We start from the raw sequence: 25,522 nt of genomic DNA, 5'->3' as shown, positions 1-25,522 counted from the left end.
TTGATGTTGTTCAAAAAGGAGGATGACATGGCTGGTTGGAATGCAGATACGGCAGCTGGTGCGCTTGGGACTGGATCAGTGACGCTGGTCGAGGGATCTTCTTTTTGCATCTCGTTGAGTAACGGAGACATTCACTCCGATTTTCCTCATGGTGTCTTTTATCAGGACACGCGCATCCTCTCCGGCTGGATTTTGGAAGTGAACGGTCAATCGCTCGAACCCTTAAGCGCTGAGATGTAAGCGCCGTATCGCGCTCTGTTCGCTTGCCGCATCCCTATCTCGGATGGATATGCTGACACTCCCCTCGTGGTTGAGCGGCAAATGTTGATGGGCAATACATCACCTACCGGATTACGGTCGCCCCGCACGGCCACTGGAGTACAACGCTCAAGGTGATTGCTGCCACTGAGGCAGCGGAAAGTTCAGCGGCGTTCCGTCATGAGAACGAGGATGGTCTGTCCCCCCGGGACCGCCGTAGACAGGAATGGGTAGAGAGAATCCCGTTGTTGCGCATGGGTAACGGATCCATCGAACGAACTTTGCGGCGTAGTTACGATGACCTCGGCGCGCTCCGGATCGAGGATCCCCAACACCCTGAACGTGTTGTCGTAGCCGCTGGGGCACCCTGGTTCTTTGGCAGGGATTCCCTGTGGGCCTCTGAGATGGCGCTCCCAGTAGACCCCTCCCTGGCATTGGGGACGGTGCAGACGTTGGCAGAATACCAAGGCAGTAAGGTCGACCTGCAAAGCGAGGAAGAACCGGAAAAATCCTTCATGAAGTCCGCCTCGACGTCTCAAGCGCGCTGGCCTTGGGCGGCAAGTCCATCTATTACGGCAGCGTCGATGCCACCCCACTGTTCGTGGCCGTTCTCGGATCAGTCAGCCGGTGGGGATTCGCCAAGGACACTATCGCAGAGCTGCTTCCGAACGCGGACGGGGCGCTCGAGTGGATCCGCAAGTACGGGGACAAGGACGGGGATGGATTCGTCGAATATGAGCGCCTTCAACGAGCAGTTCTGGATCCCCGAGCGGGGCTACTACGCAGTGGCACTGGACGCCAACAAGCGGCAAGTCGATGCTTGCGCCTCCAACATGGGCCACTGCCTTCGGTTGGGGCTTATTGACGACGACAAGGCCCCATTGGTAGCCGAACGGCTCATGTCTCCGGAAATGTTCAGTGGCTGGGGCGTCCGGACATTGGCCAGCAACATGGGCGCGTATAACCCTGTTAGCTACCACAACGGTTCTGTGTGGCCCCACGACAACGCGATCATAGCCGCCGGGCTCATGCGTTACGGCTTCACGGAGGAGGCCCAACGGATTTCGACTGCTCTGCTGGAGGCAGCCGAGTACTCCGGCGGGCGATTGCCCGAGTTGTTTTGTGGGTTCAGCCGTGATCACTTCGCTGAGCCCGTACCTTACCCAACGGCCTGCTCACCTCAGGCATGGGCTGCCACAACACCTATTCTGCTTGTGACCAGCCTCATGCGTTACGACGCACACATTTCCCACGACGGCGTTTAGTCGGCGGGCATTCGGCTTCTGGAGCTCCAGCTCGCCAAGGATTTCGGCGTCAGCCAGGCGCCGGTCCGTGAAGCACTGCGCGAACTCTCTTCGACCCGGTTGGCCGAGAACCTTCCTCGCCGGGGAACCTTCGTTCGGTCCGCCTCCCAGGACGACCTCACGTAGGTCTAATTTGTCCGCCTCGCTCTCGAGGTACCTCCGGCGGCGGCCTATCCGGCGTTGCATCCTGACCCCTCGCCGCTGCGCGAGGCCCTAACGAGGGTGCGCGAGGCCGCATCGGCGCAGGATGCTCATGCCATCGCAAAATACAGCACGGATCTCCATTGGGCTGTTGTAGTTGCCGCCGGTTACCGACTCATGATCGACGGAGCACCCCAAACTCGCGCAGGTTTGCGGCCACAATCCGACGGAATGGCCCCCGGCCCGCTAATTCATCCGTCAGTCGCACCGGGCAACTGGCCGGGAAGGTAAAAGCGACCTGTATACGACTGCTCCCCGCGAACCCGGACGTGAGATCGGTCCAGCTCACGGGGAGCAATCACACCGCCCCCTTAGGGTGCAGACCCTTCAAGTTCGGAGCTTTCGGCGTCCTGTTACCTAGCTGTTGCTGGGGCTTACTGGCGGCCGATTCGGGCATAGGTCTCCGGCTTGGTCCTTCGGTAAACCACTGCAAGAACAATGCCGAGCGCGAACAGGCCGAAGATCACCGTCATCAGGATGGTGGCAAGGACGTTGGACCCGCCGACCAGGAGGGGGTAATTCACGCCCGCAAGGACCAGTCCGGATCCTAAACCGACAATTGCTAAGGTCGGGAAGACAACCCTGCTCCACACCGAATGCTGCTTGCCATGACGGTTAAGGTAGACCGGGGTTGCGACGGCTGCAACGAAGATCACACCAAGGATCACGAAACTGGTGATTCCAAGCATTGCAGTATAGAAATTAACGGGTCCGATGCCGGTGAAAATCACGACCAGGTTCACTATCAGGCCTGCACCGCTAACGGAGAGAGACGAGATGTGCGGCGAGCCGTGGCGAGAGTGCACCATGCTCAGTTTCCTCGGGAGGATTCCGTCCGCACTCAGATTGAAGGAATACCGTGCAGTGATGTTGTGCGCTGCGAGGATCACGGCAACCGTGCTCGTATTGACCATAATCGTGGCACAGTCCGAGAGGACCTTTCCCCCGAAGGCCTGCAAGCTTTGCGTCATCGACCCTGACGGGTCCGCCGTGGCGGCTTCGACCACCTGGTCGACGCCGATCGAATTGATAAACAGCAGTGAAGAGACGGTGTAGACGATCATCGAAATAGCGATTACGGCGAAGGTGACGCGAGGAATCGTGCGGCTCGGGTCACGGACCTCCTCACGGAACAGAACGGTCACTTCGAAGCCGGCGTACATCCCGAGACCGAATAGCAGGCCCAGAGGGAAAGAACCGTCGAACCAGTGGGTCGGGCTCAGCGGTGCCGCGGAGATGCCCTGCTGATCGAAGCCACCGTTAATGAAGACAAGGAAGTCGTAGGACACGACGATGATGACCTCAAATAGTAGGAAGACGGTCAACAACTTAGCCGACAGTTCGACCTTGAAATAGCCCAGGATCGCGCTGATCGCCCAAAAGACGGAACTCCAGACATACCAAGGGAGCTCTGGGCCGTTGAGCGTGCCGTGTACAAGTTCGCCGAGTACGAGGCCTCCAAAAGCGAAGGTTCCCGCGTAAGCGCAGAAATACCCTAGAAGGGCAATAAGACCGGCGCCAAGGCCAACTTCCCGGCCCAGTCCGGCGGTGATCATGGAGTAAAAGCCGCCGGGTTTCGGCATAATTTTGGACATACGTGTGAATCCGACTGCGAAGGCGGCCAGGATAAGTCCTGCGATGATGAACGACACGGGCGTCCCCAAGCCTGCGCCGCTGCTCACCATGATGGGGATGCCCCCAACGAGGACCATCAGAGGCGCGTTATAGGCCACTACGCTGAAGAACAGCGAGAAGAACCCCATGTTCCCCTTTAGGTGTGGCTGGCTCTGCGGCGGAGCCTTAGTTTCCACATAATTCGTTACGTCCATATTCAATAAGTACCTTCCTAGGAAAGAATCGTTGTCGCCAACAAAGGGCTCGGACCCTCATCGCGGTCCGACACGAGCGGCTGCTCCCTCAGGAGTGCATAGTCAAGGTCCAAAGGGCCTGCTTGGTTGTTGGGACTTGCATCACACGCCGATTTATCTGAAGATGATGTTCGCTGCTTGGTCGTCTATTCGTAACTAGTTGTTTTACCAAACGAGCCTCCAGGACCTTGGCCTCCTCCCAGTCACGAAAACCCGAGCCGCCATCTCAAGCTGGCTGAGCAGAAGCGGAGTCGCAGGACTTGGCATGCTTGTTAGCGACGCGGTTCTCGACGTTGACCTTTGCACCAGGGCAGACGGCCGTGATGGAGGAGGCCGGCCGTAGTCGAGCACGTTGGGCTCGTCGCTTAGATAGGGAAGGCAACTCGCAAGTAGTCCTAAAATGCGCCTTCTTTCAGTCCTGCGGCTAGGGCCGCAAGACTAGCCGGGCACTGGAATAGCCCCAAGTCATTCCAGGTCTAGTGGTTAAAACACCACTACCCGAAGCAGTTCACCCTGGGCAAAATCGATTCACGCGACTGACGTGAAGGTGTGGGATTGCGCGCTGGAGACGGAAGGGTCCAAAGTCATTACAGCACTGTTCTTAGTGTCTGTGACGGCGGGACCGCCAACGGATTCAGCTTCGAGCTCAACGCACAGCGCGGCGGCCTAGTATTCACGCGACGTCGAGACATGATCTCGGCAACCTTGAGAAGAAGAAAGGGTGTTTCAAATGACCCATCCGCAGACAGCTGCGGTCGATCTCCAGCTTGTAGGTCTGGACCACTCCGAATCGGTTTTCAACGACGATATGTCGGATTTGGATTCTTACCCGAGTAAGGATCGAGCCGTTTTATGGGAGTCCAGCGATGACGTCAATTCTGACTATCGGTTGACCTACCAGTCGCTGCCGCAGGAGGGAGTTCGCGCGGGAAAGTTTTACCACTTTCGTTGGACCAGCCACACCGTCTACCCGGGCGTGACGAGCAGCATTTACCTGTACCTGCCGCATGGGGCGGAGGAGGCTGAGTCGGTCAACCTGATGGTCTGCCTGGACGGCCTTTACTACGTCGACGAGCAGTGTCGTGCCACCACGGTTCTGGACAACCTGGTCCACGCGGGCGAAATCCCCCTGACCGTTGGCCTATTCCACAACCCGGGCGAGACTGGACCGGGATATCCGGTCTACGGGGGCACCACAAATCGTGCCGTCGAGTACGACACCGTCAACGGAGACTTCGCCCGTTTCCTGGCCGAGGAGCTATTTCCGGTCATCCGGACCAAGGTCAGGCTCACGGACGACCCGAAAGGCCGAGTTATCTGCGGCCATAGCTCCGGCGGCGCCGGTGCTTTTACCGCGGCGTTCCATCGACCGGATGTGTTCGGGAATGTGATCTCGCACTGCGGCAGCTTCATCAACATCCTGGGTGCAAACAACCTGCCCAGCATGGTCCGGCGCGCCCCGCGCAAGCCGATCCGTGTCTGGCACCAGACGGGTCAGCGCGACGTCGACATCATCTTCGGCAACATCCCCATCGCCAACCACGACCTCGATGCCGCTCTGAAGTATCGCCGCTATGATTCGATGTTCGTGTTCGGCACAGGCGGGCACACCCTGCGACATGCTGGCGAGGCGTTTCCGGAAACACTCAAATGGATCTTCCGCGATCAGATTGAAGACAAATGACCCTGGAAATGAAAGAGCAGAAAATGAGCAGTGTCGTGAAGACGGACGCTAATTCCATCGCGTCAGTGCAGGTGGAGTTCGACGTCCCGGCCCGGATGCGGGACGGCGTGGTACTGCGGGCTGATGTTTACCGCCCGTCGGGCGATGGTCCCTGGCCCACATTGGTGGTGCGCACGCCTTACAACAAGGCCGGCGCGGCTGACAACCTCTGGAACGGTTTCTCACCGACAGAAGTAGCGCGGAGCGGATTCATTATGGTCATCCAGGATGTCCGTGGGCGTTATGCGTCTGATGGTGACTGGGAGCCTCTGCGCCATGAGGGCGCTGACGGCTTTGACACCATTGAGTGGGCCGCCCAACTGGCCGGGTCCAGCGGGCGCGTTGGCATGCTCGGCGGCAGTTACTGCGGTCATACGCAATGGCAGGCCGCGCTTCAACAGCCGCCCGCGTTGAAGGTGATCACACCCCTGATGACGTGGACGGAACCGCGTGAAGCCCTGGTGGCCCGCGGTGGTGCCACCCAGGCGGCGGTTATATCCGGGTGGTCGCTGTCTTCCGGGTTCGACTGGTTGGGCCGTCAGGGCCTGACCGGAGACGAGTTGGCCGCCCGGGCCGCGGCCTTGGTCGAAGATTTCGACAGTCTCGAAAAGGACGGCTACTGGGGATTGCCGGTCGCCGAACTGCCCGTGCTGCGTCGGCACGGTACGCCAATGTTCGTAGAGCCCGGCGAAGCCAACGATGTCGAAGCCACGCAGCACATGCGGGTCGCCGGGGGCCAGAAGCGTGTCCAGCTCCCCAGCCTGCACACGGGAGGCTGGTTCGACAGCTGCTTACAGGGAACCATCGACAACTTCACGACGATGCGCGACCTCGGCCGGGAATCGCGACTGATCATCGGCCCGTGGACGCACGTGGACTTCGGCCCCCGGGTTGGCGCCGTGGACTTCGGAATCATGTCCAGCCGGGACGCGGGGGCCCATCCGAACGGGAGTTGGAGCGATGAGGTGCTGGCATTTGTCCGCGGTCACCTCACCGATGATGCACCCGTGAGCGCGTCGGCGCCGGTAAGGATCTTCGTGATGGGACGCAATCAATGGCGGGACGAGGAAACCTGGCCCCTGCAGCGCGCCCGCACCGAGCGCTGGCACCTGCACGCCGATGGTGGCCTTGGCACGACGTCGCTACCTATTGAGGCAAGGCCGAGTGAAATCGATTATGACCCAGCAGACCCGGTCCCCACCCATGGTGGGGTAATGGGCCTTGGTGCGGGCCGGGGCCCCCTTGACCAGGCGCTGGTCGAGTCCCGGCCGGACGTGCTCGTCTTCACCTCAGAGGTTCTCCAGGAGGACCTCGAGGTGACGGGCCCGATCCGGGTACGGCTGCACGTGGCGAGCTCGGCGCCATCCACCGACTGGGTCGCCCGCCTCTGCGACGTGGACCCCGACGGGCGGTCCCTGAACCTGACCGACGGAATCCGCCGCATTCACAGCGGTGCGGACAAGGCCCAGGAGATCGAGATCGATCTGTGGTCAACAAGCAACGTGTTCCTGGCCGGACACAGGATCAGGGTTCAGGTCACCAACAGCTGCTTCCCTCACTGGGACCGCAACCTCAACACCGGTGACCAGGGCGGGACGGAGTTCGTCACCGCACATCAGCGGCTCTACCACGACGCCAGCCGTCCGTCATACATCCAACTCCCCATCGTCCCAACGGAAGAGAAACAAGTTCCCCGTACCTAAATGATCCAGTGGGCACTGCGCAGATCAGGCGGCGCAGTGCCCACTGACCCGGTCCGTACGCCGCAGGCTTACGTACCTCCGATGTCATCGATAATCGCCCTGCCCGCTGTAAAACTAGGACTCTTTCGCTTTGCAGCTGATTGAGACGGTTGCTGAACGCTATCCGGGTTTCTCCCAGCGCTCCGGATATGGGGAACCAGCCCCCGATCGACCGGCAGACTGCTGACAAGTGACTGGAACTGACGCGATAAAGTTGCGATGGCGGACATGCGCACTGAAACCTCATTCGAGGTAGTCAATGCTGTCCTGAGCGCGGAGCGCATCTCCGTTGATCAGGCCAGTGCGGCCGCGGAAACTGACACGGTCGGCGCCGTGGTCAGCTTCAGCGGCGTGGTGCGGAACCACGACGGCGGCTAGGCGATTGAGCGCCTCAGCTACAGTGCGCACCCCACCGCACACCAAGTGTTGGCGGACGTCGGGAAGCTGGTCGCAAAACAGCAGGCATCCAGCAGCTCCGACGGAGAGGGCCCTGCGTCCTCGCAGTCCATCCGCATCTGGGCAGCCCACCGAATCGCCGTGCTCCAAATCGGCGTGCTCCAAATCGGCGATCCCGCGCTGGTGTGCGCGGTGTCCGCAGCTCACCGTGGCCAGGCTTTCGACGTGGCTCCGAGCTGCTGGATCGAATAAATGAACAGGTTCCCATCTGGAAGGAACAGTTCTTCACTGATGGAACGGTGGAATGGGTGGGCGCCGGCGGCTGATGCCCATCGCCCCCAAACGCATGTCCTGTGAGGACGCCGCTTTAAAAGCTGAGGGCTCCCAGTGAAGCGGCCAAGCAGAAGGCGGTATGGGGCAGATACAGGAGCGAGCGGCGTGTTGGGGCAGCATCCGACGACGGATGTGAGGCTGCAAGTGAAGCTGTAAACGATGATTGTTGCAAACCAAAGGACGCTGCGAGCATTCGGTGTATGGATGTAAGTGCGTTTGTCTGGCGGAGCTGGGATGCTGAGGCGGATGCGGTCTCTCACGCGCCGTGTCCGACTGCATTGCAGCATCATCTACAAGGCACTGACGTTTTCCTAAGCCGGGCAAGATGGTAGGCGTTGCTGCCGTCGAGGTTCCCGTCAGCCGGCTCCAGACTGAATTCGACGCGTTCCTCCGGCCTTTGCCACCAAACACGTGCATAGTGGACCACAACGAAGTGGTTCTAGCCACCAACACGGCCAGCCTCGTCGGTGGAGTCCTATCCCGTTTCCATCAGGCCGAACGGAGAATCACTCTCCCCCGGTCCCCTGGAGTCTATGGCTGGGCGTAGATACCAGCGAGAACGCGGCTGATTCGGTCAGTTGAACCGTCGCCGGCTCCTTCCGTGCCTGTCCCAGAATCCGGCGTTACGACGGCGCGAGCTTCTCGGCATTGCACACCAAAGCGGCCAGGCTTGCTTTCCGAAATCGTGTCAGGAAGTGAACATATAGCGTTCGGACCGCGCGCAAGCGACCACTGCTGCCTGGGCGGCGGGATGGGAGACTGTATTCCTCCACCTGCGCTGCGGCCCGGCGGTGGCTGGCACTGGAGTCCAGTCAGCTTTCAGGCGAGGAGTCCCCAAATGGTCGCATCCGTCGGGTCGATCAGAGCCAGCAGGTGCAATGTCTTAGCAATGCGCCTTACTCGACGAACGCTGCCCCGAGAGGAGACGGAGAACCCTTGTCGTCGCATGCAAGACCACAAAGGGGATGCGGACACCGCCGCATCCCCTTGTGACGACAAGTCGTCGGGTCTCCCAGCCTTAGACCAAGGCGCCAGGATCCTCATCATGCTGGCAGCGAAAGATGCCTACGATACGAGGATTGAGACCACCGCTGCAGCAGAATCTCCGCCAACCTGCCCCCCAGAGTTCTGTGCTACGGCGACCTTTGCCGACTCCCGTTGCCGTGCACCCGCTTCTCCACGCAACTGATGGACCAGTTCGAATATCTGAGCGGTTCCGGTAGCGCCAATGGGGTGGCCCCTGCTGAGCAAACCACCGCTCGGATTGACGGAAATCCTTCCGCCAAGGTCCGTCGCACCACTGCGCAACAGTTCCGCAGCACCCCCCGGCGCACAGAACTGCATGACTTCGTAATTGATTAGCTCGCCAGGGGCCGATGCGTCGTGAACCTCTGCCACATGGACGTCCTCGGGACCAATCGAAGCTGCCTCGTAAGCCACCTTCGCAGCCCGAGACGAAGCGTTCGGCTTCGTCGGATCTGCTGAGCCCGAAACAAGCGCCGAACTGGCTACCCAAACAGGCCTGAACCTTGAGAGCTTGGACGCCACACGAGCCGAACACAGGACCACCGCTGCTGCCCCATCGCCGATTGCAGAGCACATAGGAAGCGTCAGCGGTTCACTGATCATCCGGCTTGCCAGCACTTCCTCGACCGTCGTCTCTTGACGAAACTGCGCGAAGGGGTTGAGCGACGCAGCGTGGCGACTCTTGACGGTTATTCGAGCAAAATCGGCCGGCGTCGTTCCCGTGTCGTCCATGTACCTGCGAGTACGTTCTGCGTAAATGTCCATAAAAATGGAGCCGCTGCCGGAGCCAACATGCGAGGGCAGTTCCTCTTCCTTGTCTACCGCACCTCCGAACGCTGCGATGGAGACGGTCTTGTCTGCATGGCTCAGCTTCTCCGCTCCCACTGCCAGCACAACATCTGCCTGGCCACTGGCCACTGTCTGCCACGCCAGATGGAACGCTGTGCTGCCCGTAGCGCAAGCGTTTTCCACATTGATTATGGGCTTGCCCATGAGGCCCGTGTTCCTGAGCGCGGCTTGGCCTCGAATCATCTCCTGCCCGGTGATGACTCCAGACGCCGAGTTGCCGAAGTAGACGCGGTCTACTTTGTCCGCATCGATTCCGGCATCCTCCAGCGCTATTCTCACAGCTTCCTCGGAGAGACTCTTCACCGATCGATCAAGAAACTTCCCAAAAGAAGTCATTCCAATTCCAGCGATCGCTACGCGGTCGGTCATAGTTACTCCAATTCACTCTCTCAACAAAAACGAAAAGGCTCCGCTCCAGTGCGGGTTGTTTGCTCAAGTAGCCTTTGGCTAGTATAACACTTACTGGTTGGCAATCAAGTGTTTAGTTTCGATTTCCGAATCAGGCGACTCTTGCCAACGTCTCGGTCAGCAGTTTTCCACCGCGACGAAACGCAGCTGTCCCCTCATCAGTGCGAGGACGCAAGCACCTGTGTGCGCAGGCGAATTCGGGCACGGAGCCTCTCCCGTTCGGCAATGGAAGGACGTGTTACGCTCAGGCTTCTTGGGCGACGGGCTCGACTGCGACGCCGACAAGTGCCTGCTCGATCTGCGGCACACTCCAGCGGCTACCATTCTCGAATGTCTCTACGACCCGCCATCCTTCGTAGACTCCGATCAGATCACCCACCACACGGAACATATGGCCGGAGAGGGCGCAGCGCTCGGCCGCCAGGAACGCGACCAGCGGCGAGATATTTCCGGGGTGCCAGCTGTCAAACTCCGTCTCGGATTCGGGCTCCGCAACCCGTTCACTGAGCCCCGGCGTAGACAGAGTCAAGTGGGTCCGCGCAGCCGGCGCAATACAGTTGACCCGTACGCCATACCTCTTGAGCTCTTTTGAAGCGACCTGCGTCATGGCAGCGATCCCTGCCTTCGCTGCGGCGTAGTTCGTCTGGCCTGCCCCAGGCTGTAGACCCGCGGCCGAGGAGGTATTGATAATCGCCCGGTCTGCGGCCAACCCCAATTTTGATTGGTTACGCCAATACGCAGCCGCGTGCCTGCTGACAGCGAAAGTACCCTTTAGATTGACGTCCACCACCGAGTCAAACTCCTCCTCGGTCATGTTGATCAACGTCCGATCCCTCATGATGCCCGCGTTGTTTACCACCACATGGAGGTCTCCGAATTCGCGGATGGCGCTTTCGACCAGCCGCTGCGCGCCATGCCAATCACTGACGCTGTCAGTATTAGCCACGGCCTGCCCGCCCGCGGATATGATTTCGGCAACCACGTCATGCGCCGGACCATTGTCCGGGCTCGCTCCCCCAACGTCGTTTACAACCACACGCGCACCCTCGGCCGCAAGCAGCAGGGCGTGCTCGCGGCCGAGACCGCGTCCGGCGCCAGTCACAATCGCCACTCTTCCATCCAGAACACCCATAAGCCTGCTCCCATCCATTCGATCGTTCTTTAATACTGATGCTCGAGCGAGATTGTCTCGAGCCACGCTGAGATGCACTGAAATTCCGATGCAGTTGTGTCGTCGCTCAACTGAACATGTGGGAACTCAGAAAGCAAAACTTCACATAAGTTGATTGTGAGAACTACACGATGACCGCAGCGGCAACGCCAATACTGCTACTCGAACATTGTCATCACCGTTGGATTACCAATTACGATGGGTTTGGGCCAGTGTAATTTACCTGGTCGGCAGGTACGTGCCGCCAGGTGTTTCCTTGTGCAACCTCCTCCAAGTAGTGGGCTGCCAGGCCGACAGACCGCGGTGCGACCAGGAAGATTCGCGTCGTCTCCCAGGTGAACCCGAGATCAAGAATGAGGGCTGCAATCGCGCCATCAACGTTCGCTGGAATCTTGCGCCCAACCGCTTGACTCAGCTCGTGTTCCAGGTGGGCCAGCAATGTCGAGTGATGGGAGAAGACCCCTTCTTCCTTGGCGATACCCATCAGAATAGGAAAGCGCGGATCCGCACCGTGTTGCGGATGACCAAACCCCTCAAGAGGGGCACGCCTTGCCCTGCTGTCAGCCACAATCTCCTTGGCGGCCCGCTGCAGCGATTCGTCAGTGACCTCGCCATCTTCGGCTAGTCGATGAACAACCGACTGCAACTTCAATGCCAGCTGTTGTCCAGCGCCACCCTGGATGTCCCCGAAGGTGGTTACTCCGGCTGCAATCCCTACTTGAATGGGAACCCCGTATGAGGCGAGCATTCTGGTGATCGTACTCGACGGCGATATTCCGTGTTCCATCACCGAGACGAGTAGAGCATCGAGAACGCGAGCTTGACCAGGTGTTGCACGGTTCCCGGTAAGAACCAGGTACATCATCTCAGAATATGAAGTATTCCCGATCAATTGACTCAGGCGGTGTCCCCGAATAATTACATCGTCCTTCTCGACTTCCCCTATGTCAGTTTCCCAAGCATTGGTATCACGTGTGGTCACTTGATGTCCTCAGTTCTAGTTTTACCTGTAGTTCGGTAGCTTGCGCACCGAAATGCTCCGGTCCTGCACGCTGGTTTCTCATATTGCGCCCAACCGCCAATGCAGCGAGGTACCAGATCCGCGATGCGAGTCTCGTGAGTACCGTGGCAGTTCCTCTAGGCCGCCCTTGCAACCTAGATTGCCGACCCTCGGAGCCGGCGAGCTAGTCGCAACCCCGTGGCCTAATCGTCTCGCTTGCCAGTGTTCCGACTAGCTGAGGGCGGTACTATGCAAGCAGGATATCACTTACTGATCAACAATCAAGTGTTTACCGGGCCGGCGGACCAAGTTCGACTGGGAGGTTTTGCGGCAGAGACCAGCCGGACACTGAGGGCTCATAGATTGCTAAACGGATTCAGCCATAGCGAAGACTGCGATATGTTCGTGGAATGGCTCCTTCAACTCCGGGCATGCACAAGTCCTCCCCGCCCGCCGACCCCCGCACCGCAGCTTCCCGCGGTGCTGTGGCGCCCACGTCGGGGCGCGTCGAGCGGCTCATGCGAACCCGGCTGCATGGCGCCGTTGACGGCACCGTACCCGAATGCACCGGTTCCATGGTCACTGGAGTTTGGTGCCTGGACCATGAGGGGCGCCCAACGGGGTTGACGGCCGCCTCCCTGTTGGACCAAACTCTCGCAACTTCTATCCGCGCCGCCGCCCCGGACCTTACTTGGATGGTCACGACGGAGCTGCAACTGAACTTCCTGGCCCCGCTACCTGCTGACGGCACAGTACTGGAGGCTTGGACCAGAAGCGGCTTCGTGGATCCGAGGGGAGGCGTGTCCTTTGGTAGTCTCCGTGGGCCGGACGGTAGGGAGCACGTACATGCCGTTGGCTGGTTTCAAACAGTCGGACCCACCCCTGCCGGGGCACTTGACCATTTCAACCGTATGGGCGCGCTGCCCTTGGGACCCGAATCCGACGTCACGTTGGACAGGCTGCTTGGCATGCGTAGTCCGGCCTCGAGCCCTGCGGGCGGGAAGCCGGCGAATACCGAAGGTTTCCTTCGGGGACCGGATTTCCCTGCGGTCGATGAGTTTATGAATCGCAATGGGACCGTTCACGGAGGGGCCATGACCATGATGGCGGGACTCGGTGCCCATGCGGCCACTCCGGCTCCTGATCACTTCGATCTCCAGTCCCTTCGGATGGTGTTTCTGCGCCCGTCCACTGGACCGATTGCTACACGCGCACGAATCCGACATGCAGGCCGCTCCCTGTGCAGCGTGGACGTGGAACTGTTCAGCATCCGTACAACTCCACGGAACCCGGCATCACGTGGCTCAGAAACTGCTCGGCGAGAGAACCTTGACAAGGCCTTCGAAACCAAGCCAGTCGCACAAGCCCACGCACTCTTCCGTCCGGCCCGCTGACCGACCTAGAGTGACCAGGCGAACAGTGCCGGCAACTCTCGACGTCAGCGCACCGGGCGTCTTCCGAACGGGAGGTCCCAACCGGAAATGGTCTTTCGGCGGCCTGTTATTGGGTTTGTTCCTGTAGGTCACGCAGGGATCAGCGGTGATTCCTACCCATGCTTCACTCCATCGGGCTGGAGTTCGTTGGACTATTTGGTGACCTTGCCCATACGGTTTGCGATGGGTGTGGTGAACAACGGTTTGGTCAGGAACCAGGCTGCGGCGATGACCAATAGCGAGATCAGGAAGATGACAAGGCCCCACCAGTCCACCACGTCCCGGGAGCCGTACATGTGGTTTAGGTTCTGTAAGGCTCCGGTGAAGAACACCAGGAATACATGCACCACCGTAAACGCAACGAAGTAGAGCATCACCGGAAAGTGCAATGCCCGCGCCCATTCCACCGGAAATATCATCGTGAGGCGTCGAGCACGTTCGGGCCACCAAGTCGACATCCGGACGCCTGTCAGAACCGCCAACGGAGCGGCGATGAACACCGTGAGGAAGTACGCCATCACCTGCAGTGCGTTGTAGTGCACCCAGCCGTTTTCGGCCGGCCAGTCCAGCGAGGCATACTGGAGTGCTGCTGAGAGCATGTTTGGGAAGATGTCCCAACTCATCGGTACGATCCGTGTCCAGTGCCCGCTGACAAATAGCAGAGCGACGAAGATTATCCCGTTCGCCACCCAGAGCACATCCAGAGTCTGGTGCAGCCATTGGGACAGTGATACCTTTTTCGGGCTGTTGCCCTTCGGGGAGAAGAACGAGTTCTTCTCCGCCGTCCAGTAGCCGGGAGGCTTACGCTCCGTACGGACCTGAAGGCCGGTGCGGACAATCAACACGATGAAGAACATATTGAGAAAGTGTTGCCAGCCTAGCCATGCCGGGATTCCGACCGGCGCACCTTCGGGCTGCCAGGCGTGCCCACTGTAAGACATAACGAACTGCTGTACACCCTCAAGCGTACGTAGCCAACGCGCGCCAACCACCATCAGCAGGCCCAGAACCAACAACACAGCGGTAACTACGGCGGGTTTCCGCCATGCCGGGCCAGTCACCCTCGACTTACTTATGGGGCCGTCCTCTGCCGCCCCCTTTGTGCCGAGGAGACTAGCCGAAGAGGTCATTTTGGCCGCTGGTGCGACCAAACCCGCCTGTGCGGAACCAGAACCGCTCCCTACTGCAGAATCAGTCGATGGACGCGCGACCTCCTGCTCTCCGGCAGCCGACGGGACAGCGCCCATCCGGCGCTTGCGTGGAGGAGCGTGCTCAGCAGCGGGCTTGGCTTGCTCGCGTTCCCGCTCCGCTGACAGGTCGATTCCCTGAGGCGCCGTCTTATCGATCATCGCAGTGACGTCATCGATGGTCGGCGACATCGTCATGGCCTTCTCTGTAACCGACGAATCGCCCGGCTGCTGCTGCACATGCGTCTGTACGCGCTCTGCAGACATGGGCCCGGCATCGGTGCGCTCGGGCGCTAGCGGCGTGTATCCTGCCATGTGACGCCGTGTGGGTGCCTGGCTGGGGTCTCGCTCGCTAGTCATAGATCTCGGTCCTTTGCATGGGTATCAACTTCGGGTTCAAATGGCCGGAAGGCCTCCGTCAGACCATTGCTCATGGTCCTCACTGGGTAGCGGACTGCCCGGCACCGGGGTCAGCTGCGTCGGTTGTTGATCTCTTCGATCAGCTGTGGGACCACTGTGAACACATCCCCGACGATGCCGAAATCCGCGACGTCGAAAATCGGAGCATCCTCGTCCTTGTTGATGGCAACGATCGTTTTGGAAGTCTGCATGCCAGCCCGGTGCTGGATGGCCCCTGAGATTCCCAGCGCCACATAGAGTTGGGGGGTCACCGTAACGCCAGTTTGACCCACCTGGTAGGACTGCGGCACGTACCCGGCATCAACGGCGGCACGCGAGGCACCCACAGCGGCACCCAGCACGTCGGCTAGTTCCTCCACCACGCTGAACGCCTCCTTCGAACCAACACCGCGTCCGCCGGAGACGACGTTCTTTGCCCCTCTCAACATCGGCCTGCCTGCCTTCGCCCCAGCCTCGCTGACCTCATCGACCGTGGCCCCAGTCGCCGTCGTGGTTGATATCTGTGCAAACGTGACCGAAGGAGAGTCGACGGCTTCTGCCACGCCTTCGATGGAGCCCGGACGCACTGTAACTACCATTAGGCCACCTTCCACGGTCGACTCGGTCGTGAAGTCGCCGCCGAAAATTGAGTGGGTAGCTATGAGCTCCTGGCTCTCCTCGTCGAAGCGAACCGCGACCGCGTCAGCGGCTACAGAACCGCCAGCCACAATTGCGAGCCGACCTGCCACAGCGTTGGAATCGTTCGTCGCCGGTACCAACACCAAGTCCGCCCCATACGTATGTACGGCGTCTGCCAGGGCACCGACCAGCGCGGACCCCAATTCGGTGGCGGCACTCTCCGATTCGGTCAGGTACACATTGGCCGCGCCCAAGGTCCCCAATTCAGCGACTAGGTCCCCGGACCGGCCCGGGGCAGTAACCGCCACCGCAACGGGCTTGCCGAGGTCGGCAGCCAACCTAAGCAGGCCAGCGGCAGTGGACTTCGGCGACCCCTCGCGGTTGGTCTCGATCAGGACCAGAACGTTTCCGGTATATGGCATGGTGTTTTCCTTCAGCTGTTTAACTTCTGTGTCAGTAGGGTCCGCTCATGTTCAGATGAGGCGGTTCGCCGCCAGGAACTCGGCCAGCTGCGCAGCCGCGGTGCCGTCGTCGACAACCTTCGGCCCGGCTTGCTTCGCAGGGCGGGCCGACGCCGAGACCATCACCGATGCGACTTCCGGAGTTACGGCGATTCCTAGATCACTGAGCGACCAATTCGCCAGCGGCTTCTTCTTTGCCGCCATAATTCCCTTGAAGTTTGGAAAGCGGGCATCGGCGGACTTCTCCGTGACAGACACCACTGCCGGCAAGGCCGATGACAAGCGAAGAGCACCGCCGTCCACCTGCGCCCGGCCCGAGACGGCGTCGGGTTCGATGACGACCTCATCAAGTCCCGGGAGTACAGGCCACCCGAGGATCTCGGCAACCATTGCTGGAACCATTCCACCCCGACCGTCCGTGGCCGCGTTGCCGGCGAGGACCAGATCCACGCCTCCGAGCTTTTCGACGGCGGCGGCCAGCACCCGCGCTGTCTGCACCATGTCGGAACCCGCCAAAGACTCGTCCGAGACCAAAACGGCGGAGTCAGCGCCCATCGACAACAGCTTCCGAATGCTCTTGCCCGCGTCCTCCGGCCCCATTGCGACCACCACAATTTCGATATCTTTACGCGAATCCTTTAGCTGAAGGGCGTTCTCCAAGGCCCGTTCATTGATCTCGTCCGGCACAGACTCGGACGCACCGCGGTCCAGCATTCCGGATTCCAGGTCGATTTTACGATCGGACCAGGTGTCCGGAACCTGCTTCGCCAACACAACTATCTTCATGGAGAACCCTCCTCGGTGGGCTAACGCTTTCGCTTTCATATCCCAATCTACGGGGAGTTAGCGAAAAATACTAGTTGCTCGACAACTATTTTGTTGGACCGCCTGTGCAGAATTGCAAAGGTGGTGCGGTTTCGCCCTTCAGAAGACGAAAGCCACAGCCGACCGGTCAGCGACCAAGGAATGCCGGAATGAGGACCTGAGCCTCGTCGGCGGCCATGCGCTCACCGATAGTCACGGACTCGCATGCACCCACCTCCGCGCGCGAGAGGCCGAGGCCCTGACGCAACAGCCTTCGGACATCGCCGAGCGCACCCGGAGCCCCGGCAACCCAAGCTGCGACCACCTCTTGCGCTCGGTCCATCGGGTCGACGACCACCTCTGAAACAAGTCCCTGGTCGAGCGCCTGACTGGCATTCAAAGGCCGGCCGGATAGGGCAAAGGCCAGTGCGCGGTGTAGCCCCATGGCGCGGGGCAAGCTGGCGGAAGTGCCACAGTCGGGAGTCAGGCCAATGGAGGGGTAGGCAAACACAAAGCTTGTACCTTCCCCTGCGATGATCACGTCAGCGGCCAGCATGATACCAAGCCCACCACCGGCAACGGCCCCGTGAACAGCCGCCACCACGGGCTTCTCCAGAGATTCGAGAGCCTGCACAGCCGCATCAACCGTGGCCGCCAATTCAGTCAGGAACCGACCCTGGTCTGGGGACTCCGTGAACGCAGAAATGTCTCCACCGGCGCAGAACCGCTTGCCGTTGCCGGTCAGCAAGACTGCCTTAATCGCGTCGTCCTCCGCAACCCGGCTAACCGCCTCTCCGAGGGCTACGGCTAAGGGCATATTTATAGTGTTGGCCGCCTCCGGGCGGTTGAGCTGCAGGTGTCCGACGCCGCCGACCGTAGTTAAAGTTACGGGCTTTGACATCAGATCCTCCGGAAGAGTGCTGCGAGCGCCTGTCCTCCACCGATGCACATGGTGACAATTCCGAGTTCCAGATCCCGGCGTGCCATGTCCTTGGCAAGGCGCAGCGTCAGGATCGCTCCGGTGGCACCGACCGGATGCCCTAGGGCAATGGCTCCGCCGTAGGGATTGACCTGGGCCGGATCGAGGTCGGCGTCCCGGATGACAGCGACAGCCTGTGAGGCAAATGCCTCGTTCAGTTCAATCGAATCGATATCCTTCGGGGTGGTGCCGGTCTTCTCGAACAAGGACCTCAGAGCCAGCGTGGGTGCGTACCCCATGAGTTCGGGTTCCATGGCGGCCGTGGCCACCGCCTCAAGACTAACCAAGCCCTTCAGGCCACGCTGAGCAGCGACGGACTCGCGAGCAAGGACGACGGCTGCGGCGCCGTCGTTGATACCCGATGCATTACCGGCCGTGACTGTCCCACCAGTGGCAAATGCAGGACGCAATCCCGCCAAGGTCTCCATGCTTGTCTCAGGCTTGGGGTGCTCATCCTTGTCAGCTGTGAAAGGCTTTCGACCCGCGACATTGACTGGCGTGATTTCCTCGGCGAACGCTGCCTGGGCCTCGGGCGTAGCGGCGCGGCGTTGTGATTCGACAGCGAACTCGTCCTGTTCCCGGCGGGAGACGTTGTATTTGCTGGCGACGTTCTCGGCAGTGACTCCCATGTGGATGCCGTGCAAGGGGTCGGTAAGCATCATGAGAGTGCCATCGCTGAGGGAACGGTCGCCAAGGCGGTAGCCTTGGCGCGCGCCGAAGTCGTAGTACGGCATCCTTGTCATGGACTCGTTGCCGCCAGCCAGAGCGAAGTCAAGCTGGTTCCACTGCATTTCCATGGCTGCCGACCAGATTGCCTGCAAGCCGGAACCGCACAGCCGGTTGACGTTGAAGGCCGGAACACCCGTTGGCAGTCCCGCCGTGACAGCGACTCGCCGCGCGTTATACGCGTCGGCCCCCACCTGGCCAATGCAACCCATGACGACTTCGTCGATGTCGTCGCCGGTAACATCGGCGCGTTCCAGGGCTGCCCTGCTGGCCGTCGCCCCCAACACATGGCCGGGAACATCCTTGAAGATGCCTCCGAAGCTGCCAATAGGGGTGCGTGCACCGTCCAGGACGATGATTTTCTCCACGATTCGTTCTCCGTTGCTCTTAAGATGAATTGCCGGTGTGACTTTGGCGGTGAAGACCAAGGGCCCCTTGCCAGGATGGAAAAGTCGCATTTTCCCGACTGATCAGGAACTTGACTTTCGAGTTCAAACCCACTGGGTGAAACTATCCACGGTCTCCCGCGGCGTCACGAGTGAGTTCACTGGCGCCGACTCATCGGCGTAGCCAAGTGACATACCGCAAACCAGCGTTTCGTCCGCACCAGCGCCGATGATCGGCTTAATTGTCGACTCGTAGTAGTTCCAAGCCGCCTGCGGGCACGTGTGGAGGCCCCGAGCCCGGGCCATAAGCATGATGTTCTGCAGGAACATGCCGTAATCGATGAGCGATCCTCGCCCCATGACCTTATCGACCGTAAATATCAGCCCCACGGGGGCATCAAAGAAGCGGTAGTTACGCTGTAGCTGAGCGTGCATCTTGTTCTTCTCGCCCCTGCCGATGCCGAGAAGGTCATACAAGCTCCAGCCGTTTTGACGACGCCGGTCGATGTACGGCGAGACCCATTCAGCCGGGTAGAAGTCGACCTTGTCGCGGTGCTTTTCGGCCAAGCCCGGATCAGAAAAGACCGCGTCGTCCACAGCGCACACTTGGTGGACAAGGTTATCCCGCTGATCGCCCTGAAGCACATACACCTTCCACGGTTGCGTATTCGTGCCGGACGCGGATTGGCTGGCGACGCGTAATATTTCTTGGATGTCGCTTCGGGCGACGGCTTTGTCCGGAAGGAATGCCCGGCACGAGAAGCGGCTCTCGATGGCAGCTTCCACACTCGCGGGGTCCTGCACTTCAGTCGTGACGCGTGATGATATCAACGCACTTCTCCTAGCAGTGTCTCGATTTCGGTAGTTCTTGCTGAAGGCCTTCATTGGCTATCAGGTGGACTCCGGCAGAACGGCGGTAGCATCGCGCCGGCCGAACCGCCCTGCAACTTCACCTGCAGTCTTCCCAACATTTTTGCAGCGCAGTGCCGTTCCTGCGCCTAGATGGTGCCCGCTTTGCGCAGTCCTGCGATCTCCTCGGCCGAGAGACCAATAAGTTCACTTAGAACCTCGTCCGTATGCGATCCCAATTCGGGAGCTGGTCGCATCGCAGGCGCTGGCGTTCGGTTCAGCCTCGGCTGCGGTGCTGGCATTTTGAGCGCACCGTACCGCGGATTCTCGACGGTGGCGATGGTGCCCCGCGCTTGATACTGCGGATCGACAACGATGTCCTCGATCGAGTAAATGAGAGAGTACGCCAGGCCCTTTTCATCGAGGATCTGACAGAGTTCCGGAATGGGTCGAGACTTGATCCACTCCCCCACGAGTCGATTTATCTCCTCGATGTTGGAGATGCGATCCGCGTGAGTGGTGAACCGATCATCACCGATCAGCTCCGGTATTGCTTCGCACAGGCGGCGGAACATGCGGTCCGAGGATACTGTCAGGACGATGTGGCGCCCATCGATCGTTTCGAAGTGGTCCCCCGGCGCGGCCGCGAAATGAAGGTTCCCTGTGCGCTCGCGCCTGTCGCCAAACTTATCGAACGCGGTCACCATCACATCAGTGAATCGGAAGACCGTTTCATACAGCGAAAGGTCGATCTGCTGGCCCTTACCACCGCCAACGTCCCTGTTGTACAGGGCCACCATCGTCCCGAAAGCTGCAAGCACCGCTGTCTGGTAGTCAGCGATGGCAACGCCAACCTTCACGGGAGCCCGATCCGGGTAGCCTGTCGCGTTCAACACCCCGCCCAGCGCCAGACCCATTCGGTCATAGCCCGCTCGAGAGGCATATGGGCCAGTTTGTCCGTACCCGGAGACGCTGAGCATTACCAACCCGGGGTTCACCTGTTCTAGGTCTTCCCAAGCAAGGTTCCATCGTTCCAAGGTCCCTGGACGAAAATTCTCCACCAGGACATCGGCGGTCTTCACTAGCTCCTTCAGGATCCGTTGCCCCTCGGGTTGACGTAGGTCCAGCGTGATCGATTTTTTATTGCGCCCCTCGACGTTCCACCACAAGCTCTCACCGTCGCCCAAGCTCGGGCCGATATGACGCAAAGTGTCACCTTTGCCGGGTTGCTCAACCTTGATCACCTCCGCGCCGAAATCGGCCATCAGAGTTGCAGCCACGGGTCCAGCGACCATGGTGCCGACATCGATCACTCGTATGCCTGACAACGGTCCTTTGACGTTCTGTTCCATAGATCTCATTCCTCAAATCTTGAATACGCAGGTGAGGGGCCTCGGCCCGGGACGCACCGCCGTCTATCTACCCTGAAACTGCGGAGGACGCTTTTCCCGGAATGCCGCCAGCCCTTCTACGCGATCGGCAGAGTGGCTATAAAGGTTTACCAACGCCCGTTCGTAGCGCAGTCCGATTTGTGCCGGCTGATCCAGAGAGTCATTTAGCGCCTGCTTCATTTTTGCCAAACCGAACGGGCTTTTACCGGCAAGCTTGCTGGCCAGTGCCGATACCGCGTCATTTAGGCCTTCGCCAGGGACGACCTGGCTTACCAAGCCCATCGCCAGCCACTCGCGGGCGCTAGGCATATCGCCCGTGAACATCAGATACTTGGCATTGTTAAGGCCGATCTTGCGCGGCAAACGCACTGTGGCGCCCGCCCCAGGGAACATAGCGTAATTTGAATGGGCGTCCCCGAGGACCGCCGCCTCCGCCGCGATCACAACGTCGCACGCCAGCACCAATTCCAGACCACCGGCGATAGCGATACCATTAATCGCCGCGATCACAGGTTTAGTGCACTCTTCGATGAGGTTCGTGAGTTCACCAATTTTCTTCACAAAACGAGCACCCTCTTCGGTACTGCGCTTTGCACTCTCCTTCAAATCCGCGCCGGCACAGAAAGCCCTACCAGTTCCAGTGAGGACAATAACCCGCACATCTGGATCTTCATCAGCCTCCTGAATGACCTTGGTTAGATCATCAACAAGCGACGCGGTAAGCGCATTCAATGCCTGCGGCCGGTTTAGCCTTAGCCACAAGACGTGCTCGGACTGCTGCAGATGAAGTTCGTCCGTCTCCGTTGACAGCTCTATAGACATTCGTTTTGCCCTTCTCAATTAGCTACGTTTTGCATCCTCGGGCGTTCTATTGAAGCCCTCTTTAGGTAGTTCTTGGTGGGTTTGAGCATCACGTTCTTTGACGCAGGAACCTGCGTGTTCATGGCGTGCCCGCTCATCGCAGTCCGAGCCCCTTCGCGACGATGCTGCGCAGCACTTCTTTGGTTCCCCCTCGAATTGTGGAGGAAGGCGCGTTCAAAACCACGTGAGCCAGTGCAGCACGATAGGCGTCAGAGGCGTTGGGATCGGGCTCAGTCTGCAGAGCGAGCCGCAGGATCTCGGGAATCTCCTGTTCGAAGCAGGTGCCCAGATCTTTTACTAGCGCCGCGTGCAGTGCAGCGTCTTGACCGTCGGAGATCATCGTCGCCACAGATCGTGACATCCGGCGCAGGGTGGCGAGGTGGGCAACCAGGCGCCCTAGGGCTTTGGCGCCCTCCGCCGACGGTTGCCGTTTCAGAACATGTACGAATTCTTCCAAGAGACCGAGATGAGACAGAAAGCGCTCCGGCCCGCTACGTTCGAACGCCAGCTCACTGGTGACCTGCTTCCATCCTTCACCCTCGACCCCGATAAGCGCCTCGTCGGGGAGGAAAGCATTCTGCAAGTGCACTTCATTAAAGTCGTGCACTCCGGCGATGTTGACGATCGGCTTGCACACGATTCCGGGCGTCTTCATGTCCACCAGGAACTGGCTCAGGCCCGCGTGACGTTCCTGGGTGGCCGGCGATGTGCGGCAGAGCAGGATCATGTAGTGGCTGCGGTGTGCATTCGTGGTCCAGATTTTCGCGCCGCTTACAAGCCAGCCTCCGTCCACTTTCGTCGCACGAGTGCGAACCGACGCCAGGTCGGACCCGGAGTCCGGCTCGCTCATTCCGATACAAAAGTAAGATTTGCCGGCGGCGATGCGGGGCAAAATTTCCTCACGCTGACGCTCATTGCCAAAGCGCAGCAGCAATTGGCCGCTCTGTCGGTCGGCTACGGAGTGCGCGGTGATCGGAGCGCGGGCGGCGAGCAGCTCTTCCAAAACCACATAGCGTTCAACGAGGCCGTAGCCGCCACCGCCATAGCGCTGTGGAAAGCCCATGCCGATCCATCCCCGCGCGCCAAGCGCTTCGCTAAATTCAGGATCGAAGCCACCAAAAACGCTGGCTGTGTGTGGGTCGCCCCGAAAATCAAAATCGTCGAGGAACTCGCGTACCTCTGCCCGCAGCCGTTCGCCGACCTCGGACTGCCTTGGGCGCGGAAAGGACAGGTTACTCATCGCGTCGCTCCTAATTCGAGGGCACTGCCCGCCGGCGTCAGCGTGCGCCAGAGGGTTTTCCCAGATTCGTCGGCCAGAACGCGTTGCCCGAGAACTTCGGCCCAAAAGGCTTCGTTGCCGTATTCGTCGCGCCAGGACCAGAGTCGTTTCGTGAAGCGCTGCAATTCGTGTTCCTCAGTGAAGCCGATCGCCCCGAATACCTGGTGTGCGATGGCAGCGGCTTCTCCGGCTGCTTCCCCAGTGCGGATCTTCGCGCTTGCCACTGCAACGCTGTGCATGAGTGACTCATTCTCGCCAGCGATCCAGTCGTCAATCGCCTCACTCCCGGCTTCGGTCGCTGCACGCGCGGCTGCTGCCTGGGTCGCAAGTACGGCAATGTTCTGCTGGACCGCTTGGAACTTGCCAATCGGCCTGCCGAATTGGACCCGCATGTTGGCGTAATCCACAGTCAGGGTCAAAGCACGTTCGATGGCGCCTGCCATCAGAGCACTGCGCGTGATTGCAGCTACCGCCTGCAGCGAATTCGATTCAAACGGCGCAGGCACCACCGCATGCGGCACTACGCCTTCGAAGGCGATGTCATCGCGCGGCTCCCCTGCGAGATTGTGACCGGGCGTAATTGAGACGCCCGATGCATCGCGGGCAACTACGATCAGTTGGGCTTCCGGGCCCTCACTAATGAATACGATGTGTGTGCAGGCACTGCCCCAAGGCACCCGTACAAGTGCCCCGCCGACGTGCCACTCGTCGCCGGTGCGGGTGAGCCGGACCGGTTCCGAGAGCGACGAAAAGCCGAGGGTCGGCAGTTCTATCTCTTCAACACCTGCAAGATCAACGAGCCAGTGCCCAATCATTGCCTCGGCCATCGGCACGGCAGCTGCGTGCTTGCCTGCGATTGCCAGAAGCTCGCAGGCAACTGCCCAGCTCACGCCCACGCCGCCCTTGCTTTCAGGCACCAATGCCTTGTCAAATCCAACGCTTTTAAGGACCTCCCATAAGTCAGAGGGTCCCTCAGCGAAAATGCTCGCTGCCGTTTGATGGAGCATCTCGCGAGTTTCATCATCCATCGTTTGCTCCTTCCTTCTGTTCGCGATCGGAGGGCGCTGCGAACGTGTGTTCGACTAATTGCACTACCTGATCCTTAATTCCACGTATGTCTGCCGGCGAACCCTGTATAAGACGTTGCGATGCAAGGCCACGCAGCGCGCCCACAACGAACTCAGCTCCGAGCGCTGGATTAATATCGCGGCGCACCTCGCCCTGCTCAATTCCGATGCGAAGGTTGTCCTCCAGCCAGGCAAACATTTCGCGGTTATATACCGCTACTACGTCGGCCGTCTCCGAGTCTTCGAGCAAGGACTCCGCCAGCAGCAACAGGAGGGTTCGGGTGTTTATCCACTTCGGATCGCTACGCCCCAGGTACACTCGGACATAGCCGAGAACCGCCTGCAGGCCGGCAGGAGGCTTTGGCGCATCTTGCATCTCCTGCGCGAACGACCGATTGATGTGCAGCGTCAGGGCACGCAACAGCGCACCTTTGCTGCCGAAGTGGTGCGCGGCTTGTCCCCGGCTGTAGCCAGCCGTGAGGCCCACCTCCGCCAAGGTCATTCCGACCCATCCTTTGCGCGAGAGCAGGGTCCGCGCTGCCGCAAGAAGCCTCATCTCAGCTTCCTCGCGCCGCTCTTGCTGAGTGCGGCGTTGCGGCGGCGAGGTCTGCGTTTCTTTGCTTGCTACGCGTTTGCTTCCCCGGACAGTCTGCCGCCGCAGCTCAGCCTCTTCTTGAACAGTCCAACTGGGTGAAGGCCATCCCGCTGCTTCTTCGACTTCTTGCCCTTTGCGCACGTCTTACTCCTTAGAACGCCCTTGCAGCATAACAACTTACTGGTCA

19 protein-coding genes and 2 pseudogenes are annotated in these 25,522 nt (G+C 60.0%); 6 read left to right on the top strand and 15 right to left on the bottom strand.

The features are described from left to right. Window positions 1-27 precede the first annotated feature (27 nt). Window positions 28-1,508 (top strand): annotated as a pseudogene (locus VUN82_13465) (glycogen debranching N-terminal domain-containing protein). A gap of 24 nt (window positions 1,509-1,532) precedes the next feature. Then, entirely contained in the window at window positions 1,533-1,688 is a 156-nt protein-coding gene (locus VUN82_13460; GenBank protein ID XAS74681.1) for a GntR family transcriptional regulator, read from the top strand. A gap of 449 nt (window positions 1,689-2,137) precedes the next feature. On the opposite strand, the gene VUN82_13455 is transcribed toward VUN82_13460, so the two are convergent. Continuing rightward, window positions 2,138-3,592 (bottom strand): APC family permease, encoded by a 1,455-nt coding sequence (locus VUN82_13455; GenBank protein ID XAS70131.1) that lies wholly within the window; start codon window positions 3,590-3,592, stop codon window positions 2,138-2,140. A 769-nt stretch (window positions 3,593-4,361) separates the two neighbouring features. Here VUN82_13455 and VUN82_13450 point away from each other — a divergent pair. From VUN82_13450 to VUN82_13440, 3 genes and pseudogenes are all read left to right on the top strand, one after another. Beyond that, window positions 4,362-5,315: an alpha/beta hydrolase-fold protein gene (locus VUN82_13450; GenBank protein XAS70130.1), complete on the top strand. Its 954-nt coding sequence runs from the start codon at window positions 4,362-4,364 to the stop codon at window positions 5,313-5,315. A gap of 23 nt (window positions 5,316-5,338) precedes the next feature. Further along, on the top strand, window positions 5,339-7,057 hold the full coding sequence (locus tag VUN82_13445; protein ID XAS70129.1) for a CocE/NonD family hydrolase: 1,719 nt from the start codon (window positions 5,339-5,341) through the stop codon (window positions 7,055-7,057). Between the two features lie 267 nt (window positions 7,058-7,324). After that, window positions 7,325-7,818, top strand: a pseudogene (locus VUN82_13440) (molybdenum cofactor biosynthesis protein MoaE). A gap of 1,072 nt (window positions 7,819-8,890) precedes the next feature. Here the strand turns inward: VUN82_13440 and VUN82_13435 are convergent. From VUN82_13435 to VUN82_13425, 3 genes are all read right to left on the bottom strand, one after another. Further along, window positions 8,891-10,036, bottom strand: a complete 1,146-nt coding sequence (locus VUN82_13435; GenBank protein XAS70128.1) for a thiolase family protein — start codon at window positions 10,034-10,036, stop codon at window positions 8,891-8,893. A gap of 316 nt (window positions 10,037-10,352) precedes the next feature. Continuing rightward, entirely contained in the window at window positions 10,353-11,240 is an 888-nt protein-coding gene (locus VUN82_13430; GenBank protein XAS70127.1) for an SDR family oxidoreductase, read from the bottom strand. A 232-nt stretch (window positions 11,241-11,472) separates the two neighbouring features. After that, a complete protein-coding gene (locus VUN82_13425) occupies window positions 11,473-12,141 on the bottom strand; it encodes a citrate/2-methylcitrate synthase (GenBank protein ID XAS74680.1) in 669 nt (222 codons plus the stop codon). 548 nt (window positions 12,142-12,689) lie between these two features. Between VUN82_13425 and VUN82_13420 the strand changes: the two genes are divergently transcribed. Next, window positions 12,690-13,673: an acyl-CoA thioesterase domain-containing protein gene (locus VUN82_13420; protein XAS70126.1), complete on the top strand. Its 984-nt coding sequence runs from the start codon at window positions 12,690-12,692 to the stop codon at window positions 13,671-13,673. Between the two features lie 191 nt (window positions 13,674-13,864). On the opposite strand, the gene VUN82_13415 is transcribed toward VUN82_13420, so the two are convergent. The 11 genes from VUN82_13415 to VUN82_13365 all read right to left on the bottom strand — a co-directional run bounded on the left by VUN82_13415 (window position 13,865) and on the right by VUN82_13365 (window position 25,476). Beyond that, complete coding sequence (locus VUN82_13415; protein XAS70125.1) at window positions 13,865-15,259, bottom strand: hypothetical protein; 1,395 nt, start codon at window positions 15,257-15,259, stop codon at window positions 13,865-13,867. Between the two features lie 110 nt (window positions 15,260-15,369). Further along, entirely contained in the window at window positions 15,370-16,359 is a 990-nt protein-coding gene (locus VUN82_13410; protein XAS70124.1) for an electron transfer flavoprotein subunit alpha/FixB family protein, read from the bottom strand. Between the two features lie 51 nt (window positions 16,360-16,410). Further along, window positions 16,411-17,184, bottom strand: coding sequence for an electron transfer flavoprotein subunit beta/FixA family protein (locus VUN82_13405; protein XAS70123.1), 774 nt, complete (start codon window positions 17,182-17,184; stop codon window positions 16,411-16,413). A 166-nt stretch (window positions 17,185-17,350) separates the two neighbouring features. Continuing rightward, window positions 17,351-18,103 (bottom strand): enoyl-CoA hydratase/isomerase family protein, encoded by a 753-nt coding sequence (locus VUN82_13400; GenBank protein XAS70122.1) that lies wholly within the window; start codon window positions 18,101-18,103, stop codon window positions 17,351-17,353. Next, on the bottom strand, window positions 18,103-19,278 hold the full coding sequence (locus VUN82_13395; GenBank protein XAS74679.1) for a thiolase family protein: 1,176 nt from the start codon (window positions 19,276-19,278) through the stop codon (window positions 18,103-18,105). The genes VUN82_13400 and VUN82_13395 overlap by 1 nt, the downstream gene beginning before the upstream one ends. A 120-nt stretch (window positions 19,279-19,398) precedes the next feature. After that, window positions 19,399-20,124: a nitroreductase gene (locus VUN82_13390; GenBank protein XAS70121.1), complete on the bottom strand. Its 726-nt coding sequence runs from the start codon at window positions 20,122-20,124 to the stop codon at window positions 19,399-19,401. A 167-nt stretch (window positions 20,125-20,291) separates the two neighbouring features. After that, window positions 20,292-21,494 carry a CaiB/BaiF CoA-transferase family protein gene (locus VUN82_13385; protein ID XAS70120.1) on the bottom strand — a complete coding sequence of 401 codons (1,203 nt, stop codon included), beginning with the start codon at window positions 21,492-21,494 and terminating at the stop codon, window positions 20,292-20,294. Window positions 21,495-21,557: 63 nt separating this feature from the next. Continuing rightward, window positions 21,558-22,355, bottom strand: a complete 798-nt coding sequence (locus VUN82_13380) for an enoyl-CoA hydratase/isomerase family protein (protein ID XAS70119.1) — start codon at window positions 22,353-22,355, stop codon at window positions 21,558-21,560. A gap of 133 nt (window positions 22,356-22,488) precedes the next feature. Further along, window positions 22,489-23,634: an acyl-CoA dehydrogenase family protein gene (locus VUN82_13375; GenBank protein XAS70118.1), complete on the bottom strand. Its 1,146-nt coding sequence runs from the start codon at window positions 23,632-23,634 to the stop codon at window positions 22,489-22,491. Continuing rightward, window positions 23,631-24,701 (bottom strand): acyl-CoA dehydrogenase family protein, encoded by a 1,071-nt coding sequence (locus VUN82_13370; protein ID XAS70117.1) that lies wholly within the window; start codon window positions 24,699-24,701, stop codon window positions 23,631-23,633. The genes VUN82_13375 and VUN82_13370 overlap by 4 nt, the downstream gene beginning before the upstream one ends. Beyond that, on the bottom strand, window positions 24,694-25,476 hold the full coding sequence (locus tag VUN82_13365; protein ID XAS70116.1) for a TetR/AcrR family transcriptional regulator: 783 nt from the start codon (window positions 25,474-25,476) through the stop codon (window positions 24,694-24,696). Before VUN82_13365 ends, VUN82_13370 begins: the two co-directional genes overlap by 8 nt. Window positions 25,477-25,522: the final 46 nt, after the last annotated feature.

The sequence above is a fragment of the Micrococcaceae bacterium Sec5.1 genome, from assembly GCA_039636795.1.
In the GTDB taxonomy this organism is placed as follows: Bacteria; Actinomycetota; Actinomycetes; order Actinomycetales; family Micrococcaceae; genus Arthrobacter.
This window is presented reverse-complemented; position numbering and strand designations above follow the sequence as displayed.